This window comes from Streptomyces sp. NA02950 (assembly GCF_013364155.1).
GTDB lineage: Bacteria > Actinomycetota > Actinomycetes > Streptomycetales > Streptomycetaceae > Streptomyces.
The window spans coordinates 8,934,179-8,955,054 of the sequence record NZ_CP054916.1; the positions used below are offsets into that span (position 1 = coordinate 8,934,179).

Consider the following 20,876-nt stretch of genomic DNA (forward strand, 5'->3'; position numbering starts at 1 on the left):
CACCGTCCGGGGAGCGGGAGGACGCCCATGCGCCGGACACCGGCCCGACGCCCCACCATGAAGGACATCGCCCGCCGCGCCGGGGTCTCCGAGAGCGCGGTCTCCTTCGCGCTCAACGACCGCCCCGGTGTCTCGGCGGCCACCCGCGACCGGGTGCGGCGCGTCGCCGAACAGCTCGGCTGGCAGCCCAGCACGGCCGCCCGTGCCCTGTCCGGCGAGGGCTCGGCCACCGTCGGCCTGGTGCTCGCCCGGCCCGCCAGCACCCTCGGCGTCGAGTCGTTCTTCCTGCAACTGGTCTCCGGGGTGCAGGAAGCGCTCTCCCCGCGCCGCCTCGGCCTGCTGTTCCAGGTGGTCGAGGACCTGGACGCCGAATGCGCCACCTACCGCCGCTGGTGGGCCGAGCACCGGGTGGACGGGGTCCTCGTGGTCGACCCCTGCCGGGACGACCCCCGGCCTGACCTGCTCGACGAACTGGGACTGCCCGCCGTGGTGATCGGCTCCATGACCGACGACCAGGCCGCCGAGCCCACCGCCCACCCGGGCATCTCCAACCTCTGGGCGGACGACGCCGCCGCGATGGCCTCGATCGTCGGCCATCTCCACGACCTCGGCCACCGCCGGATCGTGCATATCGCAGGACTGCCCGAACTGGCCCACACCCGGCGCCGGATGCGCTCGCTGCGCGCCGAGGCCGAGCGCCGCGGGCTCACCGAGGTGGCCTCGGTGACCACCGACTACTCCGACGCACAGGGAGCCGAGGCCACCAGCCGGGTGCTCGCGCGGGAGCGGCCGCCCACCGCCCTGGTCTACGACAACGACGTGATGGCGGTCGCCGGACTCGCCGCCGCCGCCGAGCGCGGTCTGTCCGTCCCGGCCGATCTCTCCATCGTGGCCTGGGACGACTCCGTGCTGTGCCGCAGCACCCACCCCTCCCTGACCGCGCTGGTACGCGACACGGCAACCTTCGGGCGGCATGCCGCCGAGCGGCTGATCGCGCTGCTCGACGGGGAGGCGGCGGTACGGGTCCAGGACGACGTCCCCCGGCTGGCCCCTCGCGGCAGCACCGCCGCCCCACCGGACAGGGCGTGAGCGGCCTCGCTGAAGTCCGGTGGACCGGTTGCGCCCCGAAGTGGGCGCGGGGTACTGCGCGATCAGCCACGACGCAGCCGCGGACGTCTATCGGCACCTCGCGGCTTCCTGCGCAAGCCGCAGGCCCGTGCTCACGGCGGTGGCCGCCGCCCGGACGCGGGCGGCGGCCACCGGAAACACCCGTGCGCCGACTACGTACGGACCGCCAGCGACAGCGCGAAGCGGCCCTCGGCGTCGGTCCACCAGCGCCGCGGCTCCAGGCCCGAAGCGGCCAGTTCGGTCCGCACCTTGCCCTCCCGGAACTTGGCCGACACCTCGGTGCGGACCTCCTCCCCGGCCGTGAAGTGGATGGCGAGATCCATCGCGGGGATCTTCGCGGTGAGCTCCTTGCGGGCCCGCAGCCGCATCTCGATCCACTCCTCCTCGGCGTTCCAGGCCGCCACATGGTCGAAGTCCGCCGGGTTGAAGTCGGCGCCCAGCTCGCGGTTGAGCACCGCGAGCACGTTCTTGTTGAACGCCGCGGTGACTCCTTGCGCGTCGTCGTACGCGGCGACCAGCGTGGCCTCGTCCTTGACCAGGTCGGTGCCGAGCAGCAGCGCGTCACCCGGGGCCAGCAGCGCGCTCACCGCGGTGAAGAACTCCGCCCGCTCGGACGGCAGCAGATTGCCGATGGTGCCGCCGAGGAACGCCAGCAGCCGCGGCCCGGGCGATTCCTCGGGCAGGGTGAGCCCGGTCATGAAGTCGGCCACCATGGCGTGCACCGTCAGTTCCGGATGTTCGGTGAGCAGAGCGCGCCCGGCCGGTTCGAGGGCGCTCTCGCTCACGTCCACCGGGACGTAGGTCCGCAGCTCCGGCAGTGCCCGGATCAGATGACGGGTCTTCTCCGAGGAGCCGGAGCCCAGTTCGACCAGGGTTCTGGCTCCGGTGGCGTCGGCGATCTCGGCCGCCCTCGCTCTGAGGATCTCCCGCTCCGCGCGGGTCGGATAGTACTCGGGCAGCCGGGTGATCTCTTCGAAGAGCTCACTTCCACGGGCGTCGTAGAACCACTTCGGCGGCAGCTGCTTGGGGGTGCGGGTCAGCCCGTCGGCCACATCGGCGCGCAGCGCGGCGGTGGTGGTGTCCACGGGCAGGGTGCGGGTCATGGTGAAGGAGCTCACGCGGAAGCCTCCTTGAGGGGGGAGAGGAGAACCTCGGTACGGGTCGCGGTCAGCAGGGTGCGGTCGGGGACTTCCGTCCAGAGCGGATCGTCGTCGTACGGCTCGGAGGCCACGGCCACCGCGCGGCCCGGGTCGGCCCGGTACCACAGGGTGTCGCCCCACGCGGTGGCGGCGATCGTCGATCCGTCCAGGAGCAGCAGGTTCAGCCGCGAACCGGGCGCGGCGGCGGCCACCGTCTCGACGGCCCCGGCCAGCGCCTCGCCCGCTGCGTGCCCCAGCCGCAGCCGGTGCAGCACCAGCGCCCACACCAGCGCGGAGTCACAGCGCGCCGCCAGGCTCAGCAGGTCGGCGGGCGGCAGTGACGCGGCCACCTCCGCGAGGGAGCGCGGCCACTCGCGCACCGCGCCGTTGTGGCTGAACAGCCAGACCCCGGAGGCGAAGGGCGAGGCGCCCGCCTCCCCGTCCGCGCTCGCCTCGGTGGCGTCGCGCACGGCGGCCATCAGCGCCCCGGTGCGCACCACCCGGGCGAGATCGGCGAAGGACAGATCGCCCCAGATGGGCCCGGCACGCCGGTAGCGCGCGGGCACCGGGTCCTCCGGCGCGTACCAGCCGACGCCGAACCCGTCGGCGTTGACGGTGCCGTGGGCCTGCCGCCGCGGCGCCCACGACTGCGAGAACAGACTGTGCGGCGGAGCGCTGACCACCTCGCCGATGGTGGTCTCCGGTCCGAGGTAGGCGAGATGCCGGCACATCAGCCCCACCCCCCGGCAGCGGGGACGGCGTATCCGGCGGTGGCCCTCACGCGGCCTCCGCGGCGGCGTCGCGGGCGGTGCGGAACCCCGAGAAGATCTGCCGGCGGACCGGCAGGTCCCAGTTGCGGAAGGTGCCCCGGCAGGCCACCGCGTCCACCGCGAACGAGCCACCGCGCAGCACCTTGTACGCGGGCCCGAAGAAGACCTGCGAGTACTCCGGGTAGGGGAAGACGCTGAACCCCGGATAGGGCAGGAAGTCGCTGGACGTCCACTCCCACACATCGCCGATCAGCTGCCGGACGCCGAGCGGGGAGGCACCCTTCGGATAGCTCCCGGCCCGTGCGGGCCGCAGATGGCGCTGGCCGAGGTTGGCATGGTCGGGGGTGGGGTCCTCGTCGCCCCACGGATAGCGCAGCGAGCGGCCGGTCGCCGGATCGTGGCGGGCCGCCTTCTCCCACTCCTCCTCGCTGGGCAGCCGGCGCCCCGCCCAGCGGGCGTAGGCGTCCGCCTCGTACCAGCTCACATGCAGCACCGGCTCGTCCTCCGGCACCGGTTCGGTCACCCCGAACCGGCGGCGCAGCCACTGCCCGCCCTCGTGCCGCCAGAACAGCGGGGCGCTCAGCCCGTGCTCCTGGATGTGCGCCCAGCCCTCCGGAGTCCACCAGCGGCGCTCCGCGTAGCCGCCGTCCGCGATGAACCGGGCGTACGCACCGTTGGTCACCGGGGCGGTGTCGATCCAGAAGGGCGGGACCAGCCGCCGGTGGGCGGGCCGTTCGTTGTCCAGCGCCCAGGGCTCGGTGGAGGTGCCCATGGTGAACGGACCGCCGGGGACCAGGACCTCCTCGGGCAGCGCGCCCCCGTCGACGGTGTCCGGCGGCTCCGGGGCGGTCAGCGCGGCGGGCCCGAGCCGCAGCTGGTGGGTGATGAGCATGGTCTCGTCGTGCTGCTGCTCATGCTGGGCGATCATGCCGAAGGCGAAGCCCGCGTCGACCAGCGGGGCGCCGCGCAGCTCGATCCGCTCCAGGACGTCGAACACCCGCCCGCGCACTTCGGAGACATAGCCCCGGGCCTCGGACGGTGCCAGCAGCGGCAGTGAGGGCCGCTCGGCGCGCGGATGCTCGAAGGCGTCGTACACCGAGTCGATCTCCGGGCGCAGCGCCTCCCGTCCGCCGACGGCGCGCAGCAGCCACTGCTCCTCCTGGTTGCCGATATGAGCCAGGTCCCACACCAGCGGGGACATCAAAGGGGAGTGCTGGGCGGTGAGGTCGTGGTCGTCCACGCAGGTGGTGAGGGTGTGGGTGCGTTCGCGCGCGGTGCGCAGCGCGGCCTCGGCGCGCCGGCGCAGCGCCTCGGGATCGAGATCGAGGAGGTCGGAGTCGGGAGCGGTCATGGCCGTTCCTCCTTCCCGGGGACGGGGGCGAGCAGATCGTCGGCGGGACATCGGCCTCTGGCCACATAGCGGTCGGTGAAGTCGGCGACGGCGGACGTGATGGCGGGGGAGGCACCCAGCCGGGGCAGTGCCTCCAGCGCGGTGGCGAAGCAGGTGGCGGCGGCGGTCCGCAGCTCGGGGTCGGCCAGACCGTCCCGGGTCGCGCTCAGCCACAGCGGATTGCACGGAGCGGGCGCGGAGCCCGCGGTCTCGGCGAGGGGTTTCACCACGCGGTAGACGGTTTCCGCGGCCTGGGGGTCATCGAAGAGCGCCACCGTGACGGCGAGGGGCACGATCCAGCCGTCGTCGCCGCTCTGCGCGTCGATCATGCGCAGTTCGAGATGCCCGCGCGGCCGCACGGGCGGGAAGAGGGTGGAGACGTGGAAGTCGAGATCGTCGAGGGTGGGTGGCCGGGGCAGTGCGGTACGGGCCCACTGGCGGAAGGTGAGTCCGTCCGGAACGGTCCACGGCCCGTGCTCGGCCCGGACGGCCATCACCGGCGCGTCCAGCACATAGCGGGTCCAGGCGGCGCGCGGGTCCTTGCCGTCGGACGGGGCGAGGGTGCGGCCGGGATCCATCGAGGCCCACAGGGCTTGCCGGGTGGAGCGGTAGCCGGTGGGCCGGCCCTCGCACAGCGGCGAATTGGCGAAGGCGGCGGTCAGGACGGCGCCCACTAGGTGGGCGAGCCGCCAGCGCCGCCCCAGACCCAGCGGACCGGGCTCCTCCTGCCCGGCGTCCACGCACACCTGGACCGAGGCGGTGCTGCACATCATGGACCGCCCCGCCGGGCCCCGGCGGTTGAAATAGGTCTCCATGGACTCGTAGCGGGGCGTGGAAAGAAACCGGCGTGGCGGCCGCCAGGGGTCATGCCCATGCCCGGCAATACCGAGGCCGAGCCCGGCGAGGAGGGTGCGGACGAGAACCAGATCGGCGGCGGCGGACTCCACACATGCGGTGAGGGAGTCGGCCGGGGGGGAGCTCAGCTCCACCTGGCCGCCGGGTTCGAAGGTGATCGCGGACCGGAGCGGCAGTCCGCGCAGTGCGGTGACCGCGGCTTCCAGCCGGGCCACCTCCACGGGTCGTACGGGGTCGTGCGGGTCGTACACGAGCCATTCCAGCTCAACACCGATACGGCGCGGCGGCCCTGTTTTGAAACAGATGCCGTGCAGCCTGGCCTCCATCTCGGCCTCACTGATCGCCTTGCTGTCGGGCACAGTCGTCTCTCCCGTCCCGTTCGGGCTACCGGTCCGCCGTGCTGCGAACCGATATCTCGCCCACTTTCACCTGCTGACGTGCCGGGGCTCAAGAGTGCCTCCAGAGTTGCACAGGAGTTCCCGCAGCGCCGGACGGAAGCGGCAGGATGGCTGATGCCACAGGACGGGGCTGTTTTCAGTGTCGTACCGACTGGTTAGTATGTGCCGCCTCGGCGTAGAGAACGCCGCTACCGAGAGCTTGTGGAGGCCACCGGATGCAGGCATGGCGAGTGCACGACAATGGCGAGCCGCGCGAGGTCATGCGCCTGGCGGACGTGCCCGATCCGGTGGCGGGGCGGGGACAGCTGCTGGTGCGGGTCCTGGGTGTCAACGTCAACTTCCCCGACGCCCTGCTGTGCCGCGGCCAGTACCAGGTCCGGCCGCCGCTGCCGTTCACCCCGGGCGTCGAACTGTGCGGTGAGGTCGTCGCCGTCGGCGAGGGCGCCGAGGGCGAGGTGGGCTCCCGGGTCCTGGCCACCCCCACCCTGCCGTCGGGCGGCTTCGCCGAGCTGGTCGCCGTGGACGCGGCGAACGCGCTCCCCGCCCCCGACGCCCTCGATGACGCGGAGGCCGCGGCGCTGCACATCGGCTACCAGACCGGCTGGTTCGGTCTGCACCGCCGGGCCCGGCTGCAATCAGGAGAAACCCTGCTGGTGCACGCCGCCGCGGGCGGGGTGGGCACCGCCGCCGTCCAGCTCGGCAAGGCGGCCGGCGCCCGGGTCATCGGCGTCGTCGGCGGCGCGGACAAGGTGCGAGTCGCCCGTGAACTGGGCTGCGACCTCGTCCTCGACCGCCGCGAGGACGACATCGTGGCCGCGGTCAAGGAGGCCACCGGCGGACGCGGCGCCGATGTGATCTACGACCCGGTCGGCGGCGACGCCTTCGCCAAGTCCGTCAAGTGCGTGGCCTTCGAGGGCCGCATCGTGGTCGTCGGATTCGCCAGCGGCGTCGTCCCGCAGGCCGCCCTCAACCACGCCCTGGTCAAGAACTACGCCATCCTCGGCCTCCACTGGGGCCTGTACAACACCAAGGACCCGGCCGCCGTCCGCTCCTGCCACGACGAACTGACCAAGCTGGCCGCCCAGGGCACCGTACGGCCCCTGGTCAGCGAGCGGGTGCCGCTCGCTGGCGCGGCCGAAGCCGTCCAGCGCGTCGCCGACGGCGTCACCACCGGCCGTGTGGTCGTCGTCCCCGGCCTGGCGACGGGAGGGGCCCGATGACCACCGCCCGGGACCGGACCGCCGTGGACGCCCCCGAACTGCGCCGCCGCGTCCGCGCACTCCTCGACGCCCACCCCCCGGCCGGCACCGACCGGCTGGACTTCCTGCGGGCCCGCTTCGACGCCGGACTCGCCTGGGTGCACTACCCGGTCGGCCTCGGCGGCCTGGACGCCCCGCGCTCCCTCCAGTCCGTCGTGGACGCCGAACTCGAGGCCGCCGGCGCACCCGACAACGACCCCCGCCGCATCGGTATCGGCCTGGGCATGGCCGCCCCCACCATCCTCGGCTTCGGCACCGACGAGCAGCGCACCCGACTGCTGCGCCCGCTGTGGACCGGCGAGGAGGTGTGGTGCCAGCTGTTCAGCGAGCCCGGCGCCGGATCGGACCTCGCGGCCCTCGGCACCCGCGCCGTACGCGACGGCGACACCTGGGTGGTAGACGGCCAGAAGGTGTGGACCTCCAGCGCGCATATCGCCCGCTGGGCCATCCTCATCGCCCGCACCGACCCCGATCTGCCCAAGCACCGCGGCATCACCTACTTCATCTGCGATATGACCGACCCTGGTGTCGAGGTGCGGCCCCTGCGGCAGATCACCGGTGAGGCGGAGTTCAACGAGGTCTTCCTCACCGGCGTGCGCATCCCCGACAGCCGCCGCCTCGGCGAGATCGGCGAGGGCTGGCGGGTCGCCCAGACCACCTTGATGAACGAGCGGGTCGCCATCGGCGGCGGCCGCGTCCCCCGCGAGGGCGGCATGATCGGCCTGGTCGCCGGGACCTGGCGCGAGCGGCCCGAGCTGCGCACGCACGATCTCCACCAGCGGCTGCTGCGGCTGTGGACGGACGCCGAGGCGGCCCGGCTGGCGAGCGAACGGCTGCGCCAGCAGCTCGCGCTCGGCCAGCCCGGCCCGGAGGGCTCGGCCATGAAGCTCGCCTTCTCCCACCTCAACCAGCGGCTCAGCGCGCTGGAGGTCGAAATGCTGGGGGAGGAGGGGCTGAGTTACGACGACTGGACGCTGCGCCGCCCCGAACACGTCGACTTCACCGGCCGCGACGCCGGCTACCGCTATCTGCGGGCCAAGGGCAACTCCATCGAGGGCGGCACCTCGGAGGTGCTGCTCAACATCATCGCCGAACGCGTCCTGGGCCTGCCGCCCGAGCCGCGGACCGACAAGGACGTCGCGTGGAAGGACCTGCCCCGATGAGCACCCCGGATCTGCTCTACTCCGAGGCCGAGGACGATCTGCGCGCGGCCGTACGGTCGTTGCTCGCCGACCGCTGCCCGCCCCCGGCCGTCCTCGCCCAGGCGGAGAGCGACCGGCCGTACGACCCCGCCGTATGGCAGGCGCTGGGCGCCGAGATGGGCACGGCAGGGCTGCTGGTCCCCGACAAGCTGGGCGGACAGGGCGCCACCGCACGCGAGGCGGCGGTGGTGATGGAGGAACTCGGCCGCGCCGTGGCCCCCGTGCCCTACCTCACCAGTGCCGTCCTGGCCGTCACCGCCCTTCTCGGCTGCGACACCGACGAGGAGGCCGTGGCACGGCTGCTCGGCGGACTCGCCGAGGGCGGGACGACCGGCGCGCTGGCCCTGCCGTTGTCCAGCGCCCCGGGGGAGGGCACCCCGCCCGCCACCGTAAGGGCAGGCGGCGACGGAACCCTGAGCGGCGAGGTCCGCGGTGTCGCGGGCGCGCTGGGTGCCGAGGTGCTGCTCGTCCCCGCCGAAGGGCCGGACGGCTACGGGCTGTACGCCGTGCACACCACCGAACCCGGAGCCACCCTCGAACCGCTCACCTCACTGGACCTCACCAGGCCGCTCGCCACGGTGACCCTCGACAGCGCGCCCGCACGCCGGGTGGCCGCTGCGGAACGGGCCGGGGACGCGGTCCGGCGTGCCCTGCTGACCGGGGCGGGGTTGCTCGCCTCCGAACAGCTGGGGATCGCCGAATGGTGTCTGACCGAGGCCGTGCGCCACACCGGCGAGCGCCATCAGTTCGGCCGGCCCATCGGCTCGTTCCAGGCGCTGAAACACCGGATGGCCGCGCTGTGGCTGGAGTTGGTCTCCGCCCGGGCCGCCGCCCGGTACGCCGCCGACGCCCTGGCCGCGGACAGCCCGGACACCCCGGTGGCGGTGGCCGTCGCCCAGGCGCACTGCGCCGAAGTGGCCGTGCACGCCGCCGAGGAGTGCGTACAGCTGCACGGCGGTATCGGGATGACCTGGGAACACCCGGCGCATCTCTACCTCAAGCGGGCCAAGAGCGACGAAATCGCGCTGGGGACGCCCGGCCGTCATCGTCAACTCCTGGCCGGGCTGGTGGACCTCCCGGCACCCACCGGCTGACCGCCCGGCGGCGGTAGCGGTCCGCCCCGGCGCCTGAGCGCCGGGGCGGACCCCTTCCCGCACCGGGACCACCGGCACCGGGACCACCCGGCATCCATTCCGAACAGCAGATCGGCACCCGTCCGGAGCACCACGGTTCGGCGGGTCATGGGCGATTCTGGGCCACACTGACGGCCGGATTCCGATCCTCCGTAGCGGCCGAGGAGGCTCCCCATGGCCATTTCCATCTCCGTGGTCCTGCTGCTTCTGATCCTGGCGGTGGTCTTTCTGCGCAGCGGCGGACTGCGCATCTCCCATGCCCTGGTCTGTGTGACGCTCGGCTTCTACCTGGCCAGCAGCAGTGTGGCGCCCACCATTTCCGAAGGGCTCGCCGCCACAGCGGACGTGGTCAGCAGCGTTCGCCCCTGACCCGCGCCCGCGGCGACCGCGGCACCGCTCAGCGGCCGATCTCGACGTCCTCCAGAACACCCAGCGCGTCAGGCACCAGAATCGCCGCCGAGTAGTAGACGCTGACCAGATACGACGTCATGGCCTGCTCGCTGATGCCCATGAACCGGACGTTCAGACTGGGCTCGTACTCATCGGGGATCCCGGTCTGGTGGAGGCCGATGACGCCCTGGCTCTCCTCCCCGGTGCGCATCGCCAGGATGGAGCTGGTGCCGGACTCGCTGACCGGGATCTTGTTGCACGGCAGCAGCGGCACCCCGCGCCAGGCCCGCACCGCCACCCCGTGGACCTCGGTGCCCTGCGGATACAGGCCCCGGCTGCTGCACTCCCGCCCGAACGCCGCGATGGTCCGCGGATGGGCCAGCAGAAACTGCGTCTTGCGGCGTCGCGTCAGCAGTTCGTCGAGGTCGTCGGGGGTGGGCGGGCCGCTGCGGGTGTGGATGCGCTGGGACAGATCCGCATGGTGCAGCAGACCGAACTCCCGGTTGTTGACGAGCTCGTGCTCCTGGCGCTCGCGCAGCGCCTCGATGGTCAGCCGGAGCTGCTGCTCGACCTGGTCCATGGGGTCGCTGTAGAGATCCGCGACCCGGGTGTGGACCCGCAGCACGGTCTGGGCCACGCTCAGCTCGTACTCCCGCGGACTCAGCTCGTACTCGGCGAACGTCCCCGGCAGCACCGGCTCGCCCGAGTGGCCCGAGGCGATCGCGATATCGGCCTCGCCGCGCCGGTTCCGCGCGGGCTCCGGCCGGTTCTCCCGGTCCTCGAGATGGCCGCGCAGCGCCTCGGAGCGGTCGGCCGCCTCCTGGAAGGCACGGCGGGGGAGGGTGAGCACCGTGGTGCGGGTGACCGCCCGGACGGTGAAGTCCCAGGTATGCTCCGGGCCGGTGAGCACGGGGTCGCCGAAGTACTCCCCGTCGGCCAGCACCGCGAGCGCCGTATCGGTGTCATAGGCGCCGGGGGCGATCTGCCGGACCTTGCCATGGGCGATGAGATACACCTGATCGGCCGGGCGGCCGGCCTCGACCAGCACATCCCCGGGCGCGTACTCCCGCTGGACACAGGCGTCGGCCAGCGACTCCAGCACGGCGGTGTCCGAGAAGCCGCGCAGCGTCGGCAGCTCACCCAACTCCGGCGGGATGACCCGCACCCGCGACCCGGTGGAGACGAACTCCACCCGCCCGTCACCGACCGTGTAGCTCAGCCGCCGGTTCACCCGGTAGGTGCCGGCCGACACCTGCACCCAGGGCAGGATCCGCAGCAGCCACCGCGACGAGATGGCCTGCATCTGCGGAACGGACTTGGTCGTGGTCGCCAGATTCCGTGCGGCGGCCGTGCCCAGGCTCAGCGGCTGCTCATCGGACTCCACGGAAGTGGTCATCTGTGCTCATCACTCATTTCGGTAGGTATTCGGGAACGTATGCGAGGGGCACCGGAAGGTATGGCGGGCCGTCAGAGGCCGATTTCCACGTTCTCCAGGATTCCGAGCGCGTCCGGGACCAGAACGGCCGCGGAATAGTAGGCACTGACGAGATACGAGATGATGGCCTGCTCGCTGATTCCCATGAACCGCACGGAGAGGCTCGGCTGGTATTCATCGGGAATTCCGGTCCGATGCAGCCCGATCACCCCCTGGTTCTCCTCGCCGGTGCGCAGCGCGAGAACGGAGGTGACCCCGCTGCGGGTCACCGGGATCTTGTTGCACGGGAAAATGGGCACCCCGCGCCACGCGGGCACCGCATGACCGTTCACCTCCACGCTCTGCGGGGAGATGCCACGGTTGTTGAACTCCCGGCCGATCGCGGCGATGGCGCGCGGATGCGCGAGGATCAGCCCCGGGTCCTTCCACACGGTGGCCAGCAGGGAGTCGAGGTCGTCGGGGGTGGGCGGGCCGCCGCGGGTGTGAATGCGCTGGGACAGATCCGCGTTGTGCAGCAGACCGATCCGGGGGTTGTTGACGAGCTCGTGCTCCTGGCGCTCCCGCAGCGCCTCGATGGTCAGCCGGAGCTGCTGCTCGACCTGGTTCATCGGGTCGTTGTACAGGTCGGCGACCCGGGTGTGGACCCGCAGCACGGTCTGGGCCACGCTCAGCTCGTACTCGCGGGGCGCGAGCTCGTACTCGGCGAACGTCCCCGGCAGCACGGGCTCGCCCGCATGGCCGGAGGACAGCTCGATGGACGCCTCGCCGTGCTCGTTGGCCGGGGCCTTCGGTGCCGCGCGCACCGCCTCCACATGCTCCCGCAGCGCCCCCGAGCGGTCCATCTGCTCCTCGAACTCCTGGCGGGAGAGCGCCAGGACGGTGCAGGAGGTGACCGCCTTGACGGTGACGCCCCAGGTGCAGCCCTCTGCCGAGGCCAGCTCCCGCTCGCCGAGGTGGTCACCGCCCGCGGCCGTGCCGACCACCGAGGGATCGTCGAAGGCACCCTCGGCCAGCTTGTCGACCTTGCCGTGGGCGATCAGATACAGCTCGTCGGCCGGACGCCCGGCCTCCACCAGCACCTCGCCGGGAGCCAGCTCCCGCTGGGTGAACCGGTTCGCCAGCGCCTCGAGGACATCGGTGTCCTCGAAGCCGCGGAGCAGCGGAAGCTCCCGCAGCTCGACCGGAATGACCCGGACCTCGGCACCGGTGGTGGTGAATTCCACCCGGCCGTCCCCGAGCGTGTGCGAGGCACGCCGGTTCACCCGGTAGGTGCCGCCCGGCACATGCACCCACGACAGCATGCGCAGCAGCCATCGCGAGGAAATTCCCTGCATCTGCGGAACGGACTTGGTCGTCGTCGCCAGATTCCGTGCGGCGGCCGTGCCGAGACTCGACAGCGGCTGCGAATCGTCGGTACCGGAACCCCGTTCAACGGACGTCGTCATCGTGAATGCTCACCCACCCCTGTACGGACCTCAAGAGAAAATCCCCCTGAGCAACTCCCAAGCTATCAGCGGCCTTTGGACCTGTGCATTCACTCAAAAGTGTGGGCGCCCGGAAGGTTGGGACGAAGGCAAGGAACGGGTAAATACTCCGGTTCCGTGGGGCAACCCACCGGATCCGCCCTCCGGCGTCCGCCGGCGGGCAGCGCACCCCGGGGCCCCGGGTGACGCGGGAACGGCGGGGAAATGGCCGGAGTCCGCCCGCCGAACTCTTCGCGCGGCTCTGCCCTTTGGGGCCACGGTCCCCCGATACTCACTGGCGTTCACCGCGCACATCCGAGCACCACGCCGGGACGAGAGCCGGGAGGCCCCATGGAACGCCGTACGCGCCGCGCCTTTGTCGTCACCCTCGGAGCCGCCGTGGCGGGCGGTGTGGCCACCCCCGCCTTCGCCGGTACGACGGCCACCCGCAGGCCCGCACCGCCGCTGGCCAGAGCCCACGCGCACAACGACTACGAGCACCCCCGCCCGCTCACCGACGCGCTCTCCCACGGCTTCGGCAGCGTCGAGGCCGACATCTGGCTGGTGGACGGCGCGCTGCTGGTCGCCCACGACGCCACCGACCTGGACCCCGCCCGGACCCTCGAAGCGCTCTACCTCGACCCGCTGGCCCGGCGGGTGAAGGCCAATGGAGGCCGCGTCTACCGCGGTTACGACCTCTCCCTCCAGCTCCTGATCGACCTCAAGACCCCGGGCGAGGCCACCTACCGCGCACTCGCCCACCGGCTGCGCCGCTACGGCCCGATGTTCAGCGCCGCCTATGGCGGGGTCGGCGGCCGGGTGCGCCGCGGCCCGGTGACCGCCGTCATCTCCGGCGACCGCGGCGCACGCGCCCCCATGGAGGCCGAGAAGGTGCGACACGCCTTCTACGACGGACGTCTGGAGGACCTCGGTACCGGGGTGCCCGCCTCCTTCATCCCGCTCGTCAGCGCCGACTGGAACAAGACCTTCACCTGGCAGGGCGCGGGCGCCATGCCACCGGCGGAGCGGGAGAAGCTGCGGCAGATCGCCGGCGCCGCGCACCGCGCCGGCCAGCGGGTGCGCTTCTGGGCCACGCCCGACGCGGCGGGGCCGGAGCGCGACGCGCTGTGGCGCGAACTGCTGGCCGCCGACGTCGACTACCTCAACACCGACGATCTCGCGGGCCTGGAGGACTTCCTGCGCCGTGCCTCCTGACCGCAGCGGTGACGGCGGGCCGGGAAACCACTCGCGGCCCGCCGTCTTTCCGCTCATGCTGGCCCCATGCTCATCAGGACCGCCACCCCCGAGGACTGGCCGGCGATCTGGCCCATTCTGCACCGCGTCGTCGCCGAGGGAGAGACCTACACCTATCCGCGCGACCTCGACGAGGACCGGGCCCGCGACCTCTGGATGCTCGAACCCCCAGCCGTACCGTCGTCGCCACCGACCCGGACGGCACCGTGCTCGGCACGGCCACGATGAACCCCAACCACATGGGCCCCGGTTCGCATATCGCGAACGCCAGCTTCATGGTGGCGCCCGAGCACGCCGGGCGCGGCATCGGACGAGCCCTGGGCGAACACGTCCTGGAGTGGGCGCGGGCCGAGGGCTACCGGGGCATGCAGTTCAACGCCGTCGTGGAGAGCAACACCCAGGCGGTCTCGCTGTGGCGTTCGCTGGGCTTCGAGGTGGTGGGCACCGTCCCGGAGGCGTTCGAGCATCCGACGAAGGGACGTGTCGGGCTGCACATCATGCACCGGTACCTGTGAGCGCCGCCGGACCACCGGGCCCGGCCGTCGAACCGTTCGGCCCCGAGCGGCTCGACGCGGCCGCCGCACTGCTCGCCGCCCGGCACCGTCGCGCCCGGCGGCGGGAACCGGCCCTCGACGGGCGCCACACCACCCGCGCGGCGTGTGTGTCCCTCCTGCGCCGGGCCCGGGACGACGGCGCGCGGTGCGGTCGCCCTCCGCGGCGGTGCGGTGGCGGGCTGTCTGCTGGCCCGGACCGGCCGCCGAGCGGTGTCCGTCGCGCGGACCCCTCGGACATCGACGCCCTCGAGCCGCCGCGCGGCCTCGTCAACGCCGCCCACACGGCCCCGCCCGTCTTCGCCTTCGCCGACCAGCCGATGTGGGACGTCCTGCGCTCCGGCCATCCGGAGCTGCTGAGCGACCCGGAGGTCGCGTACTGGGTCGCCGAGGGAAGCGGAGGTGTCGACGGCTTCATCGTCATGCGCCCGGTCCCGGCGGGAGAGTCCTCGCTCCTCAAGCCCCAAGGATCGCTGGAACTGCTGCTGGCCGCCACCGCCCCGCACGCCCGCGGCTCCGGGGTCGGAACCCTTCTGACCCGATGGGCACTGACGGACGCGGCACGGCGGGGGTTCACCGTCTGCGCCACTGACTGGCGGGCGGCCAATCCGCTGGCCTCCGTCTTCTGGCCGCACCGGGGCTTCCGCCCGGCCGCCCACCGGCTGCACCGCATCCTGGGCCCGCGGCTCACCGGCCCGGAGCACATCACGGGGCCTTGAACGCCGAGGGATCGTCGAGGACCGCCTGGACGACGGAGTGGGCGGCACCGAGCAGCGGGCCCTCCGCGCCCAGGAGGGAGACGGTGACCATCTCCCGGCCGGGCCGGGCCGGGTCCGCCACCCGCCGCCCCAGTTCCTTTTCGAGGGCGGGCAGCAGCCAGGGCGCCAGCGGGGTCAGCGCCCCGCCGAGCACCACCTTCTGCGGGTCCAGCAGGTTCACCGTGCCCGCGAGCGCGATACCGAGGGCCGCGCCCGCCTCGCGCAGCGCGCGACGCACCCGGCGGTCGCCCGCGGCGGCCCGCACCGCCAGCAGGGCGATCCGGCCGCCGGGGCCGGGATGTTCGGCGTCGGCCTGCTCGGGGGAGAGGCCGCTCGCCCGCAGCACCGCCTCCTCGCCCGCGTAACGCTCCAGACAGCCGCGTCCGCCGCACGGGCACTCGGGCCCCTCGGGGCGTACCGGCACATGGCCCAGCTCGCCCGCGAAACCGTGTGTGCCGCGGAGCAGTTGTCCGTCGAGCACCACCGCGGCACCGATGCCGATCTCGGCCGAGACATGGACGAAGTCACGGGGCACCGGGTCGTGGCCGCCGCGCCACAGCTCGGCGAGCGCGCCCACGTTGGCCTCGTTGCCGACGGTCAGGGGGAGGCCGGGCAGCTCGGCGCGGAGTCCCGGGCCGATGTCCACGCCCTCCCAGCCGAGGTTGGGGGCGCGGACGACGAGGGACGACTCACGGGCCACCAGACCGGGCACCGCCACGGTCAGCCCCACCGGCCGCAGCCCCGCGCCCTCCGCGTCGGCTGCCACCTGCCGTACCAGGTCGGCCAGTTGGCCGAGGACGGGTTCCGGGGCGCGGTCCCGGTTCGCCGCGGCGATCTCCGTCCGGGCCCGTATCCGCCCGCGCAGGTCCACCGCGCAGACCGCCAGCCGGTCCACCCCGATCTCCGCGCCGAGTCCGGCCGGACCGCGCTCGTTCAGCTGGAGCGCGCTGCCGGGGCGGCCGACCGTACCGGGCCAGGAGGGGCCCAGTTCGACCAGCTGCCCGTCCCTGATCAGCTCGTCGACGAGGGTCGAGACCGCGGCCCGGGTCAGCCCGACCTCACCGGCGACGGCCGCGCGGGACAGCGGGCCCCGCGCGGCCACGGTGTGCAGGACGAGGGACAGATTGCGCCGGCGCATCGCCTGTTGGGTGTGGGGCAGTGGCGGTGCCACCGTCGTGGTCTCCTCTCTCGTGGTGCGTCAGGTCCGGTGGAGCAGACCGTCGGCGTCGGACAGCACCCCCGCGACACGCTCCAGCGTCGCTTCGTCGCGCGGCACCGCATCGTAGGACGGCCCCTGTGCCGTCGCCCAGCGCCGGGCCACCGCCGCCGGGTCCTCCCCCAGCAGCAGCCCGGCGGCCTGGGCCGCGGCGCCGAGGGCGACCAACTCCTGGGCGCGCGGCACCTGCACGGGACGGCCGCTCAGCCTCCGCACCGTCTCCCGCCATGCCGTGCCCTTGGCGCCGCCGCCGATGAGCAGCAGCGGCGCATCGGACGAGTTCTCGCCGTACAGCACCCGGTCCAGCGCGGTGAGCAGGGCGAACACGGCGCCGTCATAGGCGGCTTGGAGCACCTGGCCGGGCGTCGTGTCATGGCGCAGCCCGTGCAGCAGACCGGACGCCCGCGGCAGATGCGGGGTGCGCTCGCCGTCCAGGAAGGGGAGCAGTACGGCCGAGCCGCCCGGCTCCACCGCCTCCCGCTCCCGGCCGAGCAGCGCCGCGATCCGGTCCACCGCCAGTGTGCAGTTGAGGGTGCAGGCGAGCGGCAGCCAGGCGTCACGGGCGTCGGCGAACCCCGCGACCACCCCGGTGGGGTCGGCGGGCCGGTGCGCCGAGACCGCGTACACGGTGCCGGAAGTCCCCAGGCTCAGCACCGGCTGCCCCGGGCGCAGCCCGAGTCCGAGGGCGGCGGCCATGTTGTCGCCCGTGCCGGTGGCCACCAGGGCGCCGCTGGGGAGGGAGAGGTCCGGGAGGTCCCGTACGGTCCCGGCGGCCTCGCCGTGGCGCAGTACCCGCGGCAGCAGCTCCGGCGACAGCCCCGCCCGCTCGAGAATGTCCTCGTCGTACGCCTCGGTCGCCGACGCCCACCAGCCGGTGCCCGAGGCATCCCCGCGGTCGGTCGCGCCGTGACCGGTCAGCCGCTCGGTGAGGTAGTCGTGGGGGAGGCGTACGGCCGCGGTGGCACGCGCCGCCTCCGGTTCGTTCTCCCTGAGCCAGGCCCACTTGGTGACGGTGAACGCGGGCGCGGGCACACTGCCGATCCGCTCCGCCCACGCCTTCGGACCGCCCAGCTCCGCCACCAGCCGGTCGCGCTGCGGGGCCGAGCGCACGTCGTTCCACAGCAGCGCGGGCCGCACCGAACGGCCGGAGGCGTCCAGGGTGACCAGACCGTGCTGCTGGCCGCCGACGGAGACCGCGGCCGCCTCGTGGGCGGGGGCCCCGCACTGGCGCAGCGCTTCGGCCAGCGCCTCCCACCACTGCTCCGGCACGGACTCCTTGCCGGTGCCGTCGGTGCCGCCGGTGACGGTGTGCGGGGCCTGTCCGCGTGCGACGACCCGCCCCGTCGCGGAGTCGACGACCAGTGCCTTGGTCGACTGCGTGGAGCTGTCCACGCCGACGACCAGCGGTCCTTCCGGCACGGGCACGGCTGCTGCCATCTCGGGCCCTCCCTTGCGTCCCAGGTGTGCGGGGCTTATGGGTGTGTGGTGTGTGAGGGGGTGCGGTGTGCGGCTGTCGGGGCTTCCCCGGAATGCTTGCGCATACTAATTTGTAAAGCGCCATGACGAAATAGGCGAGGGAGCCGCGATGAGCTACATCCCCACCCCCGAGGACAGGTTCACCTTCGGCCTCTGGACCGTCGGCTGGCAGGGCCGGGACCCGTTCGGCGACGCCACCCGCCCGGTGCTCGACCCCGTTGGGGCGGTGACCCGGCTCGCCGAACTCGGCGCCTGGGGCGTCACGTTCCACGACGACGACCTGATCCCCCACGGCGCGCCGGAGGCCGAGCGCGAAGCCCGCGTCAAACGCTTCCGGCAGGCCCTGGAGGCCACCGGTATGACCGTGCCCATGGCCACCACCAACCTCTTCACCCATCCGGTCTTCAAGGACGGCGCCTTCACCGCCAACGATCGGGACGTACGCCGGTACGCCCTGCGCAAGACTTTCCGCAACATCGACCTCGCCGTCGAGCTGGGCGCCACGACCTATGTTGCCTGGGGCGGGCGCGAGGGCGCGGAGTCCGGCGCCGCCAAGGACGTACGCGCCGCGCTGGACCGGATGAAGGAGGCGTTCGACCTGCTCGGCGCGTATGTCACCGAGCAGGGCTACGATCTGCGTTTCGCCATCGAGCCCAAGCCGAACGAGCCGCGCGGCGACATCCTGCTGCCGACCGTCGGCCACGCCCTGGCCTTCATCGAGAGGCTGGAGCGGCCGGGGCTGTTCGGGGTGAACCCGGAGGTCGGCCACGAGCAGATGGCCGGGCTGAACTTCCCGCACGGCATCGCCCAGGCCCTGTGGGCGGACAAGCTCTTCCACATCGACCTCAACGGCCAGTCGGGCATCAAGTACGACCAGGACCTGCGCTTCGGCGCGGGCGATCTGCGGGCGGCCTTCTGGCTCGTCGACCTCCTGGAGACGGCCGGATACCGGGGCCCGCGCCACTTCGACTTCAAGCCGCCGCGCACCGAGGACATCGAGGGCGTCTGGGCCTCCGCCGCCGGGTGCATGCGGAACTACCTGATCCTGAAGGAGCGGGCCGCGGCCTTCCGCGCCGACCCCGAGGTCCAGCAGGCGCTGCGCGCCTCCCGCCTGGACCAGCTGTCCCGGCCCACCCTCGACGCGGGCGAGACCCCGGCAGCCCTGCTCACGGACCGTTCCGCCTTCGAGGAGTTCGACCTCGAGGCGGCCGCCTCACGTGGTATGGCCTTCGAACGCCTCGACCAGCTGGCCATGGACCACCTGTTGGGGGCACGCGGCTGAGGGGCTCCTGCGGCCCGTAGCGGCCGGGCGGCCGGGATACGACCGCGGCCCGTGGGACAGCGCACCGACGGGCCGCTGGTCGACCCGCGGGACGGGCGTGGTGCTCCCGGCCACGGGACCGCTGCCCGGCCCGCCTGGCTGAGCCGAGGGGACGCGAGGGGTATCGCGGTGTGCGGCGTCTGCCGCCGCGTGCGGCAGGGCGGCCGTACGCGCCCGCGCCTGGCCTTGGCCTCGGGCTGTCGGGGCGTGGCCGGTGCGCGAGGCGTCCCCCGGGGCGGCGCACCGACCGGCTGCCGGTGCCGGGCGGCTGCCACCCGCGGCACGGCGCGTCACCGGCGGGACGCCGACCACCCGGTGGTTTCCGGCACACGGCGGAACCGCGTGCCCCGGGTGGTGGCCCCCGGACGAGGGCCACCACCCGGGGTCGGCCGGGTGCCGCGTCCTCAGCCGGACGACTCCAAGGCCGCCAGGGCCGCCGCCGGGTCGTCGGCGGCGGACCCGGCCGGCCACCAGCGGCCCCGCTCCTTGCGGTACGGCCACCAGCGGCCGTCGTGCCCCAGGCGCACCTGGGTGTCGGACCCCACCACCGTCCACCGGTTGCCCGCCATCCGCAGCCGCGGCGCCCGCTCGCCGTCCTCCCACGCGGCGGAGAGGCGGGCGCGGGCACGGGCCAGCGCCTCCGCGTCCGGGGTCCACTCCTCCTCCAGGACGGCGAGGGCGGCGGGTCCGCCGTGCCCCCACGCCCTGACCGCGCGCGCCAGTTCGGCGCGTTCGCGGCCGCAGCCCGCCGCGAGCCGCCCCGCGACCTCCTCCGGAGGCCCGGCCGCCGACAGCCGCACCGTGTCCTGCCACACCGTGAGCGTGTCCGGGACCGCCGGGGTGACCGGTGCGGTCGCGTGGCCGGGGGACAGCACCTCGGCCAACAGCCGCTGGGCGCGTACGGCCGCGTCCGCGGCGAGGAACTCCAGCGCCGCCACATCCAGCCCCGGTGCCGGTTCCGCGCCACCGGCCAGCGCCGGTGGCCGGCCCGGTGAGGTCACCGGCGGCGGGGGCACGGGCAGCGCGACAGGGCCGGGCGCGGCGAATGCCTCCCGGGCCGGGACGCCCGCCGGGGCGGGTACCGGCTCCGGCCCCGCCGTGGCGTACTCGCCCGACGCCTGCCGGGCGGCCCGCGCCACGCTGCGCACCTGGAGTTCGTCCAGCAGTTCCCGTTCCCCACGCCCGCGCATCAGCAGCAGCACGAACGGGTCCTCGTCCAGCAGCCGGGCCAGTTGGTAGCAGAGCGCGGCGGTGTGCGGGCAGTGGTCCCACGCCTCGCACGCGCACTCCGGTTCCAGATCGCCGATCCCCGGCAGCAGCTCGACACCCGCGGCGGCCGCGTCCTCGACGAGCTGCGGGGGCATATCGCGGTCCAGCAGTGCGGCGATATGGCCCGAGCGGTCCGCGACCACCTCCAGCAGCCGGTCCCACGCGTCCTCGCTCAGCTCCTGGAGCAGGACGTCGGAGCGGTAGGGCGTACGGTCCCGGTCCCGCACCACCGCGGTGATCCGGCCCGGACGGACGGACACCGCGCCGACCGCGCCCTCGCGGGCGTGCTTGCGCCCGCTTCTGAGCTGCTCGCCGTCGAGCGCCGTGTCCTCCAGGGCCTTCAGCCACGCCTGGCCCCACCAGGTCCGGGCGAAACCGCGGCCGCGGGCGGGCGGCAGCGCGTCGAAGACCCGCTCCGGGCGCGGGACGGCACCGGCGTTCCGGTCATGGCTCATGGCTTCATGGCTCA

The 20,876-nt window shown here is 73.4% G+C and carries 17 protein-coding genes and 1 pseudogene; 9 read left to right on the top strand and 9 right to left on the bottom strand.

Annotated features, from left to right (window positions below):
* Nucleotides 1–27: 27 nt before the first annotated feature.
* A complete protein-coding gene (locus tag HUT19_RS38380) occupies nt 28–1,089 on the top strand; it encodes a LacI family DNA-binding transcriptional regulator (RefSeq protein WP_176185546.1) in 1,062 nt (353 codons plus the stop codon).
* A gap of 191 nt (nt 1,090–1,280) precedes the next feature.
* On the opposite strand, the gene egtD is transcribed toward HUT19_RS38380, so the two are convergent.
* Genes egtD through egtA form a run of 4 tightly spaced genes read right to left on the bottom strand, consistent with a single transcriptional unit; the run spans nt 1,281 to nt 5,641 of the window.
* Entirely contained in the window at nt 1,281–2,246 is a 966-nt protein-coding gene (gene egtD / locus HUT19_RS38385; protein ID WP_176185548.1) for an L-histidine N(alpha)-methyltransferase, read from the bottom strand.
* Nucleotides 2,243–2,998, bottom strand: a complete 756-nt coding sequence (gene egtC, locus HUT19_RS38390; protein WP_176185550.1) for an ergothioneine biosynthesis protein EgtC — start codon at nt 2,996–2,998, stop codon at nt 2,243–2,245. The genes egtD and egtC overlap by 4 nt, the downstream gene beginning before the upstream one ends.
* Nucleotides 2,999–3,044: 46 nt before the next feature.
* On the bottom strand, nt 3,045–4,388 hold the full coding sequence (gene egtB, locus HUT19_RS38395) for an ergothioneine biosynthesis protein EgtB (RefSeq protein WP_176185552.1): 1,344 nt from the start codon (nt 4,386–4,388) through the stop codon (nt 3,045–3,047).
* Nucleotides 4,385–5,641 (bottom strand): ergothioneine biosynthesis glutamate--cysteine ligase EgtA, encoded by a 1,257-nt coding sequence (gene egtA / locus HUT19_RS38400; protein ID WP_254886017.1) that lies wholly within the window; start codon nt 5,639–5,641, stop codon nt 4,385–4,387. The genes egtB and egtA overlap by 4 nt, the downstream gene beginning before the upstream one ends.
* Nucleotides 5,642–5,895: 254 nt before the next feature.
* Here egtA and HUT19_RS38405 point away from each other — a divergent pair, with 254 nt between their 5' ends.
* The 4 genes from HUT19_RS38405 (at nt 5,896) to HUT19_RS38420 (ending at nt 9,643) form a co-directional block, all read left to right on the top strand.
* Nucleotides 5,896–6,900: an NADPH:quinone oxidoreductase family protein gene (locus HUT19_RS38405; protein WP_176185555.1), complete on the top strand. Its 1,005-nt coding sequence runs from the start codon at nt 5,896–5,898 to the stop codon at nt 6,898–6,900.
* Nucleotides 6,897–8,102 (top strand): acyl-CoA dehydrogenase family protein, encoded by a 1,206-nt coding sequence (locus HUT19_RS38410; protein WP_176185557.1) that lies wholly within the window; start codon nt 6,897–6,899, stop codon nt 8,100–8,102. Before HUT19_RS38405 ends, HUT19_RS38410 begins: the two co-directional genes overlap by 4 nt.
* Nucleotides 8,099–9,235: an acyl-CoA dehydrogenase family protein gene (locus HUT19_RS38415; RefSeq protein ID WP_176185559.1), complete on the top strand. Its 1,137-nt coding sequence runs from the start codon at nt 8,099–8,101 to the stop codon at nt 9,233–9,235. The genes HUT19_RS38410 and HUT19_RS38415 overlap by 4 nt, the downstream gene beginning before the upstream one ends.
* A gap of 213 nt (nt 9,236–9,448) precedes the next feature.
* A complete protein-coding gene (locus HUT19_RS38420; protein ID WP_069860708.1) occupies nt 9,449–9,643 on the top strand; it encodes a hypothetical protein in 195 nt (64 codons plus the stop codon).
* A 28-nt stretch (nt 9,644–9,671) separates the two neighbouring features.
* Here the strand turns inward: HUT19_RS38420 and HUT19_RS38425 are convergent, their stop codons facing one another.
* Together HUT19_RS38425 and HUT19_RS38430 are read right to left on the bottom strand one after the other, a co-directional pair.
* Nucleotides 9,672–11,060 (bottom strand): family 2B encapsulin nanocompartment shell protein, encoded by a 1,389-nt coding sequence (locus HUT19_RS38425; protein WP_176185561.1) that lies wholly within the window; start codon nt 11,058–11,060, stop codon nt 9,672–9,674.
* A 71-nt stretch (nt 11,061–11,131) separates the two neighbouring features.
* On the bottom strand, nt 11,132–12,544 hold the full coding sequence (locus HUT19_RS38430) for a family 2B encapsulin nanocompartment shell protein (protein WP_176185563.1): 1,413 nt from the start codon (nt 12,542–12,544) through the stop codon (nt 11,132–11,134).
* 369 nt (nt 12,545–12,913) lie between these two features.
* Here HUT19_RS38430 and HUT19_RS38435 point away from each other — a divergent pair, with 369 nt between their 5' ends.
* The 3 genes and pseudogenes from HUT19_RS38435 to HUT19_RS38445 all read left to right on the top strand — a co-directional run bounded on the left by HUT19_RS38435 (nt 12,914) and on the right by HUT19_RS38445 (nt 15,086).
* A complete protein-coding gene (locus HUT19_RS38435) occupies nt 12,914–13,777 on the top strand; it encodes a phosphatidylinositol-specific phospholipase C/glycerophosphodiester phosphodiesterase family protein (RefSeq protein ID WP_176185565.1) in 864 nt (287 codons plus the stop codon).
* Between the two features lie 66 nt (nt 13,778–13,843).
* A pseudogene (locus HUT19_RS38440) lies at nt 13,844–14,331 on the top strand (N-acetyltransferase family protein).
* Entirely contained in the window at nt 14,328–15,086 is a 759-nt protein-coding gene (locus tag HUT19_RS38445; RefSeq protein ID WP_176185567.1) for a GNAT family N-acetyltransferase, read from the top strand. The pseudogene HUT19_RS38440 and the gene HUT19_RS38445 overlap by 4 nt, the downstream one beginning before the upstream one ends.
* Here HUT19_RS38445 and HUT19_RS38450 read toward each other — a convergent pair.
* The gene (locus tag HUT19_RS38450) at nt 15,073–16,296 is read right to left on the bottom strand and encodes an ROK family transcriptional regulator (RefSeq protein ID WP_254886018.1); all 1,224 of its coding nucleotides are present in this window, start codon (nt 16,294–16,296) and stop codon (nt 15,073–15,075) included. The genes HUT19_RS38445 and HUT19_RS38450 overlap by 14 nt on opposite strands.
* A 27-nt stretch (nt 16,297–16,323) precedes the next feature.
* Entirely contained in the window at nt 16,324–17,778 is a 1,455-nt protein-coding gene (xylB, locus tag HUT19_RS38455; protein ID WP_176185569.1) for a xylulokinase, read from the bottom strand.
* Between the two features lie 148 nt (nt 17,779–17,926).
* Between xylB and xylA the strand changes: the two genes are divergently transcribed.
* Entirely contained in the window at nt 17,927–19,099 is a 1,173-nt protein-coding gene (gene xylA / locus HUT19_RS38460; protein WP_176185571.1) for a xylose isomerase, read from the top strand.
* Nucleotides 19,100–19,542: 443 nt separating this feature from the next.
* On the opposite strand, the gene HUT19_RS38465 is transcribed toward xylA, so the two are convergent.
* Nucleotides 19,543–20,862, bottom strand: a complete 1,320-nt coding sequence (locus tag HUT19_RS38465) for an SWF or SNF family helicase (protein WP_254886019.1) — start codon at nt 20,860–20,862, stop codon at nt 19,543–19,545.
* Nucleotides 20,863–20,876 lie beyond the last annotated feature (14 nt).